This window comes from Limnohabitans sp. Hippo3 (genome assembly GCF_003063665.1).
Classification (GTDB): domain Bacteria; phylum Pseudomonadota; class Gammaproteobacteria; order Burkholderiales; family Burkholderiaceae_C; genus Limnohabitans_A.
In genome coordinates this window covers 753,210-762,307 of record NZ_NESF01000001.1, presented here as the reverse complement: position 1 = coordinate 762,307, position 9,098 = coordinate 753,210, and the positions used below count along the sequence as shown (strand labels likewise).

10 protein-coding genes and 1 pseudogene are annotated in these 9,098 nt (G+C 63.2%); 7 read left to right on the top strand and 4 right to left on the bottom strand.

Features of this window, described 5'->3' with window-relative positions:
• Positions 1-678, bottom strand: coding sequence for a transglutaminase family protein (locus B9Z34_RS03530; protein ID WP_108426686.1), 678 nt, complete (start codon positions 676-678; stop codon positions 1-3).
• A gap of 94 nt (positions 679-772) precedes the next feature.
• Between B9Z34_RS03530 and B9Z34_RS03525 the strand changes: the two genes are divergently transcribed.
• The 3 genes from B9Z34_RS03525 to cho all read left to right on the top strand — a co-directional run bounded on the left by B9Z34_RS03525 (position 773) and on the right by cho (position 3,544).
• Positions 773-1,666: an MBL fold metallo-hydrolase gene (locus B9Z34_RS03525; RefSeq protein WP_108426685.1), complete on the top strand. Its 894-nt coding sequence runs from the start codon at positions 773-775 to the stop codon at positions 1,664-1,666.
• A 31-nt stretch (positions 1,667-1,697) separates the two neighbouring features.
• Complete coding sequence (locus B9Z34_RS03520; RefSeq protein ID WP_108426684.1) at positions 1,698-2,513, top strand: 2-keto-4-pentenoate hydratase; 816 nt, start codon at positions 1,698-1,700, stop codon at positions 2,511-2,513.
• A gap of 161 nt (positions 2,514-2,674) precedes the next feature.
• Entirely contained in the window at positions 2,675-3,544 is an 870-nt protein-coding gene (gene cho / locus B9Z34_RS03515; RefSeq protein ID WP_108426683.1) for an excinuclease Cho, read from the top strand.
• Positions 3,545-3,596: 52 nt separating this feature from the next.
• Here the strand turns inward: cho and B9Z34_RS03510 are convergent, their stop codons facing one another.
• On the bottom strand, positions 3,597-4,124 hold the full coding sequence (locus B9Z34_RS03510) for a heme-binding protein (protein ID WP_158268699.1): 528 nt from the start codon (positions 4,122-4,124) through the stop codon (positions 3,597-3,599).
• Positions 4,125-4,361: 237 nt separating this feature from the next.
• Here B9Z34_RS03510 and B9Z34_RS03505 point away from each other — a divergent pair, with 237 nt between their 5' ends.
• Positions 4,362-5,480, top strand: a complete 1,119-nt coding sequence (locus tag B9Z34_RS03505) for a stealth family protein (protein WP_108426681.1) — start codon at positions 4,362-4,364, stop codon at positions 5,478-5,480.
• 6 nt (positions 5,481-5,486) lie between these two features.
• On the opposite strand, the gene B9Z34_RS03500 is transcribed toward B9Z34_RS03505, so the two are convergent.
• Together B9Z34_RS03500 and B9Z34_RS14445 are read right to left on the bottom strand one after the other, a co-directional pair.
• Entirely contained in the window at positions 5,487-5,855 is a 369-nt protein-coding gene (locus B9Z34_RS03500; protein ID WP_233249388.1) for a TIGR03643 family protein, read from the bottom strand.
• Positions 5,842-6,204 carry a hypothetical protein gene (locus B9Z34_RS14445; protein ID WP_146179616.1) on the bottom strand — a complete coding sequence of 121 codons (363 nt, stop codon included), beginning with the start codon at positions 6,202-6,204 and terminating at the stop codon, positions 5,842-5,844. The genes B9Z34_RS03500 and B9Z34_RS14445 overlap by 14 nt, the downstream gene beginning before the upstream one ends.
• Positions 6,205-6,397: 193 nt before the next feature.
• On the opposite strand from B9Z34_RS14445, the gene B9Z34_RS03495 reads away from it, so the two are divergent.
• The 3 genes and pseudogenes from B9Z34_RS03495 (at position 6,398) to B9Z34_RS03485 (ending at position 9,080) form a co-directional block, all read left to right on the top strand.
• Positions 6,398-7,351, top strand: coding sequence for a 3-hydroxyacyl-CoA dehydrogenase family protein (locus B9Z34_RS03495; RefSeq protein ID WP_108426679.1), 954 nt, complete (start codon positions 6,398-6,400; stop codon positions 7,349-7,351).
• A 17-nt stretch (positions 7,352-7,368) separates the two neighbouring features.
• Entirely contained in the window at positions 7,369-8,196 is an 828-nt protein-coding gene (locus tag B9Z34_RS03490; protein ID WP_108426678.1) for a 3-keto-5-aminohexanoate cleavage protein, read from the top strand.
• A gap of 58 nt (positions 8,197-8,254) precedes the next feature.
• A pseudogene (locus tag B9Z34_RS03485) lies at positions 8,255-9,080 on the top strand (Bug family tripartite tricarboxylate transporter substrate binding protein).
• Positions 9,081-9,098: the final 18 nt, after the last annotated feature.

The window sequence follows — 9,098 nt, the reverse complement described above, 5'->3', positions numbered from 1 at the left end:
TTAACGCGTCTCACGCGTCACGTCCTGCTCAAAACTGGCGTTGTGCAGCGGGTCCTTGTCGGCCATCCAGCCCCGGTAAACGGTCTGGAAGTCGGCCACGATCTGCGCCAAGGGCATGTCATCGAAGGTGCCGCGCTGGTTCACGTACTCCATGTGCCGGTTGCCCGCCTTGTCGAACGGGTGGTAGATGGAATCGTTTCGCCCATCGAACTCCAGCGGCAGCAGGCCGAATTTGTCGCACAGCTCGATGTTGAAAGTGGGCGTGGCCTTGACCCATTGGCCTTCCAGCCAGATGTCGGCATAGCCGTGCCAGATGAACACATCGGTCTGCATGGTCTGGCGCAGGCGCTCGGTGCTCAGGTGGTTGCGCACATCGGCATAACCCAGGCGGGCGTGCAAGCCCGCCGCCCGGCAGGCTGCGGCCATGAGCGCCGCCTTGGGCACACACCAGCCCGAGCCTTGGGCAATGACCGAGCTGGCCCGCATGCCCTGCGGGGACAAATCGATGCGGTAAGGGTCGTAGCGGAATTGGTCACGCACGGCCAGGTACAGCGCCACGGCGCGTTCGCGGTCGGTGGCGCCCTGCGCATGCTGCTGCGCAAAGGCGATCACATCGGGGTGGTCGCTGTCGATCAGGGCGGTGGGGGCCAGCGTGGCGGGCGAGGGCAGGTCGGTCATGCGTTGGACTGTAGCGTGCGCGGCAGCGCAAGGCTGTCGCGCTGGCTATAGTGCCCTCTCATGCCCAGACCAGGGCAGTTCAGGAAAGGCAGCCATGGCGTCGGTGTTGGAATTCGGAGTGGTCCGGGTGCACCTGGGTGACAAGTCGGGCAAATACCCCGATGGCAACCAGCTCATCGTGCAGGGAGCCGACACGCGGGTGGCTTTCGACACGCCCGAGGTGGCCAACCGCATTGGCCCCGAGCTGGACACGGTGGACCTGGTCATTCTGGGCCATGTGCACGAAGACCACATGGCCGGGCTGCACCGCCTGCCGCACGCCCGTGTGCAGGTCCACGAGGCCGACCTGGCCGCCGCCCAATCGTGGGACGGCATGTGTCGCCACTACGGCTACCCGCCAGACGTGCTGGACGCGATGCGGGCCATCGTGGAAAAGGATTTTCATTACCACCCCCGGCCCGACGCCACTGGCTACAGTGACGGCGCGGTGTGGGACCTGGGCGGGGGCGTGCGGGTGCGTGCGCACCACCTGCCGGGACACACCGCAGGCCACTGCGCCCTGGTGGTCGAAAGCGAAGGCCTGGCCTTCATTGGCGACATCGACCTGAGCAGTTTTGGCCCTTATTACGGCGACGCCACCTCCAGCCTGAGCGACTTTCGGCAGACCCTGAAAAAAGTCGCCGAGCTGGACGCCCGCATCTGGGCCACCTCGCACCACAAGGCGGTGATCACCGATCGCGCGCAATTTCTGGCCGACCTGGCCCGTTTTGCCAGCAAGATCGACGAGCGCAGCACGCAACTGCTGGGCTATTTGCAGGCCCCGCAAAGCCTGGATGAACTGGTCGACCGCCGCTTGCTCTACCCCGCAGGCTACGACGTGCCTTTTGTGCCGTGCGCCGAGCGCAACACCATCGCCATGCACCTCGATGAACTGCTGTCGCTGGGGCAAATCCAGACCCTGGAAGACGGTCGTTTTGTCGCGGTTTGATGTCTTCACCCTTATCAACAGGAGCCCCTGCATGACCCCCGAACAACTTTTGCAGCACCACGACCAAGCCCGTTTGTGGGGCCAGCCGCCCGGCGTGGTGGGCGGCCCCGACACCGCAGCGGCTTATCAACAAGCCCTGGCCGTGCGCCGCTTGCGCCAGCAGCGCGGCGAAGTGCCCAAGGGCTACAAAATCGGCTTCACCAACCGCACCCTGTGGCAGCGCTACGAGGTGTTTGGCCCCATGTGGGGCACGGTCTGGGACACGGGTCTGGGCTTTGCCGAGCCCGCCGCATCAGGGTCTGCCGAAGGCAGCATCGACCTGACCGCGACTTGCCAACCTCGGCTGGAGCCCGAAATCGTCTTCGGCATGAAGGCCACGCCGCCAGCCAACGCCAGCCTGCAGCAACTGTTTGAGGCCATCGACTGGCTGGCCCCCGGTTTTGAAGTCGTGCAGTCGCACTGCCTGGACTGGAAATTCACCGCCACCGACACCATGGCCGACAGCGGCTTGCACGCCCGCCTGCTGGTGGGCCAGCGCTTGCCCGTTCAGCAGTTGGCCGCCGATGCGCAGGCCCTGCACACCCTGCTGGCGCAGGCCCGCGTCACGCTCTTCAAAAACGGCCAGGTGGTGGAGCAGGGCAGTGGCACCCACGTGCTCGACAGCCCGCTGAACGCCTTGCACCACTTTTTGAAAGAACTGCGCCAATGCCCCGGTGCGGTCGACCTGCAAGCGGGCGATGTGGTCACCACCGGCACCTGGACCGACGCCTGGCCGGTTCAGGCAGGCGAAAACTGGCGGGCCGAGTTTTCTGCGCCCTTGGGCAGCTTGAGTGTCCGCATGCGCTGAGTCTGGGCGCAGGGCTCCGCCCCAAAAAAAACGCCCCGAACCGCGTGGCCAGGGGCGTTCAAAAGGACAATGTCAGGCAACTGCAGGAAGCATGACAGTGCCAGTATACTGTAAATATAAACAGTATTTTGCTTTGCAGCCCTCGACCCACTCACGCCACCATGACTTTGCCCCGACGTCGCCGCGAAGACTTTGAAGACAGCCGCGTCTACGCCTACCCGCAACACCTTCGGGAAGCCATCGAAGACGCCCCCACCGGGGCGGGTGTTTACACCTTCCACGGTGAGGAAGGCGACTTGCCGCTGTACATCGGCAAAAGCATCAACATCCGCGCCCGCCTGCTCTCGCACCTGCGCACGCCTGACGAAGCCCGCATGTTGCGCCAGACCCGGCGCATCAGCCACATCCGCACGGCGGGCGAGATCGGGGCCTTGCTTTTGGAGGCGCAAATGATCAAGGCCCAGCACCCCTTGTTCAACCAGAAATTGCGCCGCAACAAGCAGCTGTGCAGCCTGCGCTTGACCGACGGGGTGCCCGAGGTGGTGTATTCCAAGGACATCGACTTTGCCACGCAGCCCGATCTGTATGGCCTGTACGCCAGCCGCCATGCTGCACTGGATGCGCTGCGCGCCATCGCCGACCAGCACCAACTCTGCTACGGCCCCCTGGGCCTTGAAAAACTGCCGCCTGGCAAAGCCTGCTTCAGAGCGGCCATTCGCCAGTGTGCAGGGGTGTGCCGGGGGGACGAGAGCCCCGAGTCGCATCGCGAGCGGCTGTTCACCAGCCTGCTGGCGCTGCGCGTGGAATGCTGGCCTTATCCGGGCGCGGTGGGTCTGGTCGAGCGCGATGAGGCACTGACGCAAATCCACGTTGTCCGGCACTGGTGCTATTTGGGCAGTGCCCCCAGTGTCGAAGCGGCACGTCAATTGAGCCAAACCGCCAGCCAGGTGGCCGCCCATTTTGACGCCGATGGGTACAAGATTTTGTGCCGCCCCGTGCTCACGCGCAGTGTAGAAGTGTTGCCCTTGTAGGGCTTTTCTCGTGCCTCGGAGCCGGTTTTCTGATTCGTCATCCCGACCGCTTTCAGGGCACCAGGTCAATCAGGATTTCGTTGCGGCGGTTCCAGGGCAAGGTAAAGGGGTCGTCGTAGCGGGCGATTTGGGCCGTGGGGCTCAGCTTGAGTTGACGTGCCTGCGCCCAGGCCCGCAGGCGCTCGGTTTGCGCCTGGATGCTCGCTTGCGTGGTGAAGCCGCTGAAGCGCACCGCTACCGTCTCGTGTTCGGGCACGGGGCGCAGCTGGATGTGCGGGTTGAGCGGCTGGGGCAGGGTCTGCACGTTTTCGGCCGACGGCATCACAAAATGCACGCGCCAACCCTGGTCTTCAGGCACCACGGTCACAGGCGCGGTCATCGCTATCTTGCGTTGCGCACCCAAACTGGCTTGCACGTTGTCGCCAAAGATATACGAGGCGATGCGCCGAAAGCCGCTGCGGCTGGCGGCGTCAAAGTCTCCCTGGATTTGGGTTTGCGCCACCGTGAAGGCGGCGTAGCGACGCACTTCAAAAGGGGGCTCCGAGACGAGCACGGTGTAACGCGGTTCTTCAATGGCCATGGCAGCCTCGCAAAAAAGAAACAAGAGGGGAACTAGCCAGCGCATCGTGGTGGGTAAGGGGGAGTTGCAGCCAAGCCATCGTATCCCATCCATCGCTGCTGCATCGGTCTCTTGCCGCACGGTGGGTGCAAGCCCGCCATGCCGCTTGAGCAGTGGCCCTCACACCAGGGCGGGTATTGAAAACGCCCGGGCAGACCCACTGCTAGACTCAGCCACTTCAAAAAATCCAACGCAGACATGTCCCACGATTCGCCCATCGACATCGTTTATTTGTGGGTTGACGGGAACGATTCGAACTGGCGTGCCAAGCGCCAAGCGGCCCTGCAGCAACTCCCCTCAGATTCCAGTGCCGCCATGGCCCGCTACAGCAATGTGGAAGGGCGCTTTCGGGATAACCACGAGCTGCGCTACAGCCTGCGTGCGCTGGAACAATTTTTCCCCGACCACGGCCATGTCTACATCGTGACCGATGCGCAAGCGCCCGATTGGCTGCGGCCATCCGACCGCCTGACGCTGGTGGACCACCGTGATTTGATGCCCGAGGCATCGCTGCCCACTTTTGACTCGGGGCACATCGAGTCGTGGATTCACCACATCCCCGGCTTGTCCGAGCGCTATTTCTACCTCAATGACGATGTGTTTTTCGGTGCCCCGGTGCGGGTTCAGGACTGGTTCCATCCCAAAGGCTTCCATGTGACCTGGTCTGACGACCCGATGGTCACGGACGAAGCCATGCGCATGGACGCCACGTCCCTCGAAAACGCCTGCCGCCTGTCCATTCAGTGGCTCACGGACAAGGCCCGTTCGGGCACGCCTGCGCTGCGCGAGCAAGATCCGCTCTACCAAAGCACCTTCCGCACGTTTGCGCATTCGCCCCGGCCCATGCTCAAGTCGATCCTGCTGGAGCTGGAGGACACCGCCCCGGAGTTGTTTGCCGCCGTCAGGTCCACCGTGTTCCGCAGCTGGGACAAGCCCACCATCGTGTCCGATTTCGTGTTGCGCTGGGCCTTGGCGCACGGGGTGGTGAGCATCCGGCCTTACCGACACCGCTATGTGTCCACGGGCGAGGCCGACCAAAACGCACAGCTGCAGGCGCTGGTGGCCGAATTCGGTGCGCTGGATTTCTTTTGCATCAACGACACGACCGACGATGCACAGACCCACGACCCGCGTTTGCAAAATGTGTTGAGCGTGCTGCAGTCGATCCTGCCTGAGCCTTCGGGTTTTGAAAACCCACTTGTTGGGTCGCTTTCAGCTTCGCCTTCAGGTTCTGAGGCCCCGGCCTTTCAGGCGCATGCCAAGCGGGACCATGCACAGCAGTCGCCCAATGCGACTGAGCTCCAAAAAAGGGCCTGACGTCTTTCAGCGCAAGGACTGGCGCGAGATGGATGAGGGCGGCAGAGGGTAGTCCTCAGGGGCTTGCCCAAGCTTCTGCTCGTTTTCTGCGGCCGAGACTGCCGCAGCAGCAGTGCCGCCATGGCGTGGCTGCCGGCCTTGCTGCAAGGCCAGGTGCTTGGCTGCGCGTCCCCGCACCCGCATGCGCCAGACCCTGAACGAGCGGGTTTTCAGTTGCGCCCGCATCAAGGCAATGACGTCGGGCTCGGTCAAGCCAAACTGCGAGGCAATCGCTTCAAACGGGGTGTCGTCCTGCCAGGCTATCGCGATGATGCCCGACACGTCCGCCTCTGACAAAGAAGCGGCCGGGCTGGCGTGCAGTTCAGTTTTTTTCACGCATCTCGTCCTGTGTCGGGCTGCCGGGTTGGTCGGTGTGTTGCACCTCAAAGCCATCGGCCACAAAGGCCGGGCCTTTCATCAGCATCACGATCACGCAGCCGATGGCCGCTGTCAGCACCAGCGTCCAGTGCAGCACCACCACGCCGATGGCGATGTAAAACCACTGGGTCAACGCCCGTTCGGAGGCGGGCGTGGGGATGTCTGGAGCCGCCAGATAAGCCAGGCTCACCAAGGCCAAAGGCAAGGCGGTGCCCGCCAGTGCGATCCAGGGCAGCTTTTTCCAAAGCGCCCATTCCAGGCCAGGGGCAGACCGGGTAAAACCCGGCAATCTTTGAAGCCAGTTCACGGTGTGCTTTCTTGTGCAGTGGCAGATGCTTTGGATCATGCCAGAGCTGCTGAAAGCACCTGCACGGGAGGTGCTTTTGGGGGGGCAAGACCTGATGGACCTGTGCTTCACTGGCCCACTGAAAGAAACGGCTGGACGAAAGCCTGGGCGCTTTCTAGACTCAGCGCACCTTGACTCACAGCGACCCCGATTCATGATTTCTTCGCATCCCTCTCAAGCGCTCACCGTGGTGGTGGGCGGCGGCACCATGGGCATGGACGTGGCCATCGTGTTGGCCCGTGGCGGCAGCCAGGTCACCGTGGTCGAGCCCGATGCCGTCAAGCGCCAAGCGCAGGCCGCCCATGTGCGCCACAACCTCGAACCTTTGGGCATGGCCCACCGCACCGAGCGCGTGCAGGCCGTGGCCGACTTGGCCGATGTGGCCTGGCCCGGTGTGAGCCTGTTGATCGAGTGCATCCCGGAAAAACTGCCCCTCAAACAGGCCCTCTTTGCGCAACTGGCGCAGATGGCCGCCCCCGAAACGCTGCTGTGCAGCAACAGCTCCAGCTTCCCGATCAGCGCCATCGCCGAGGGCCTGCCCTCGGCAGAGCGCATGCTGGGTCTGCACTTTTTCATGCCCGCGCATTTGGTGCCGCTGGTGGAGGTTGTGCTCGGACCCAAGACGGCTGTGCAAGAGGCTGAGCAGCTGTGCGATTTCATGCGCGGCTGCGGCAGCGTGCCCGTGCTGGTGCGCAAGGACAAGCCCGGGTTTTTGGCCAACCGCATGCAGCACGCCCTGGCGCGTGAGGCCTTTGCCTTGATCGACGAAGGCGTGGCCTCGCCCGAAGACGTGGACGCGGCCGTGCGCTTTGGTTTTGGTTTCCGCTTTCTGGCCGCAGGCCCGGTCATGCAGCGCGACCATGCGGGGCTGGAGGTGCACACCGCCGCCGCGGCCAGCATGTACCCCAGCTTGGCCGTGAACGCCGAGCCCGCCCGCGTGCTGCAAGAGCGCGTGGCCCGGGGTGACTTGGGCATGAAGACCGGGCAGGGCTTTTTCAGCTGGACACCCGAGACCCAAAAGGCTGAGCGCGAACGCTACGACCGCTTGCTGCGCCAAGGGCTGGATTTGCTGGCGTCTGAGCTGCCGCCCCTTCACCCTCTCGATTGATTTTCAAAAGGCGCCCCATGGCAGTTTTTCCGAATCCCCTGTTGATCACCGTCGCGCCCAACGGCGCCTACAAGCAGCGGCCCGATCACCCGGCCTTGCCCATCACAAGTTCTGAGCTGGGCCAGACCGCCAAGCTGTGCCTCGATGCCGGTGCGGCCATGATCCACATGCACATCCGCGATGCGCAGGGGCGTCACAGCCTGGATGTACAGGGCTACCGCGACGCTCAGCAAGCCGTCAAGGCGGCGGTGGGCGATGAACTGATCATTCAGGTCACCAGCGAAGCCGCTCGCGTGTACAAAGCGCCCGAGCAAATTGCCATGGTCACCGCGCTCCAACCCGAAGCCGTGTCGGTGGGTCTGCGTGAAGTGGACCAGCCCGAAATCGGCGACGCAGGGCTGGCGCAGTTTTTTGGCTGGTTGGCCAAAGAGCGCGTCATGACCCAGGTCATCGTGTACGACGTGGCCGATCTGCAGCGCTGGCAAGCCCTGCGTGCGCAAGGCGTGGTCCCGGATGCGCCCTGGTCACTCTTGTTTGTGCTGGGCCGTTATTCGGTGGGCCAAACCTCCGAGCCGCGAGACCTGTTGCCCTTTGTCATGGCCCACACCGGCAACGAGCCATGGTCCATGTGCGCTTTTGGCGCGGGCGAACACGCCTGCACCACCACCGCCGCCGCACTGGGCGGCCATGTGCGTGTGGGCTTTGAAAACAACCTTTTGCTGAACAACGGGCAGGTCGCCCCCGACAACGCCGCGCTGGTGCGCCAGGTGGCCGACTCGGCCCGCGTGCTGGGCCGCAGCCTCTGCACCGCGCAGCAGGCGCGTGAAGCATTTTTTGCCGTTTGAGCTTTTCATTTTTTTACCCGAAACAACACCATGAAACGCAGCACTCTCAGCCGCCCTTTTGGCCGCCACCGCCGTGCCTGCGCTGGCCCAGGACAACTACCCCAGCAAAACCATCCGGTTTGTCGTGCCTTACCCACCGGGCGGCCCGACCGACCTGATGGCCCGCATGCTGCAAAGTGAGTTGAGCACCTGTCTGGGTATCACGGTGATTGTGGACAACAAAGGCGGTGCAGGTGGCAATTTGGGCAGTGCTGAAGTGGCCAAGCAAGCGCCTGCGGATGGTTACCCCCTGCTGCTGGCGGCCAACGGTCTCATGGCGGTCAAACCCACGCTGTACCGCAGCATGCCTTTTGTTCCAAAGACCGACTTGGCACCTGTGATTCAGATTTCGGCCTTCCCGCTAGTGCTCGAAGTGCACCCCAGCGTGCCGGTTAACAACGTCAAGGAGTTGATTGCACTGGCCCAAAAGCCCAGCAGCCAACTCGCTTTTGCATCGGCCGGTAACGGCACACCCCAGCATTTGGGGGGTGAAATTTTCAACACCCAGGTGAACACCAAAATTTCGCACATTCCTTACCGAGGCGCAGGCCCTGCGCTTAACGACTTGATCGGTGGTCAGGTACAGGTGATCGAGGGGGTGTGCCAGGTTACGAGTTGACCTGCTGGCATGGCATCGCGGTGCGTGCGGGCATGCCTGCGCCCGTGGTGCAAAAACTCAGTACCACCTTGAACGCTATCTTCAACGACGCAGAGTTCAAGAAAAAATGGGAAGCCATCGGCACGCCCGGGTGGGCGGCACAGCTGCTCAGTTTGGCGAGTTGATCCGTAAGGAAACCATCCGCTTGGGCCAGGTGGTCAAGAACGCGGGGATGACGGTGGATTGACACGCCCGCAAAGTAGCG

Excerpts from the sequence above, each read along its gene's own strand:
- B9Z34_RS03525 (WP_108426685.1), top strand. The coding sequence starts at position 773 with ATGGCGTCGGTGTTGGAATTCGGAGTGGTCCGGGTGCACCTGGGTGAC.
- B9Z34_RS03510 (WP_158268699.1), bottom strand. The coding sequence starts at position 4,124 with ATGGCCATTGAAGAACCGCGTTACACCGTGCTCGTCTCGGAGCCCCCT.
- B9Z34_RS03520 (WP_108426684.1), top strand. The coding sequence starts at position 1,698 with ATGACCCCCGAACAACTTTTGCAGCACCACGACCAAGCCCGTTTGTGG.
- cho (WP_108426683.1), top strand. The coding sequence starts at position 2,675 with ATGACTTTGCCCCGACGTCGCCGCGAAGACTTTGAAGACAGCCGCGTC.
- B9Z34_RS03490 (WP_108426678.1), top strand. The coding sequence starts at position 7,369 with ATGGCAGTTTTTCCGAATCCCCTGTTGATCACCGTCGCGCCCAACGGC.
- B9Z34_RS03495 (WP_108426679.1), top strand. The coding sequence starts at position 6,398 with ATGATTTCTTCGCATCCCTCTCAAGCGCTCACCGTGGTGGTGGGCGGC.
- B9Z34_RS03530 (WP_108426686.1), bottom strand. The coding sequence starts at position 678 with ATGACCGACCTGCCCTCGCCCGCCACGCTGGCCCCCACCGCCCTGATC.
- B9Z34_RS03505 (WP_108426681.1), top strand. The coding sequence starts at position 4,362 with ATGTCCCACGATTCGCCCATCGACATCGTTTATTTGTGGGTTGACGGG.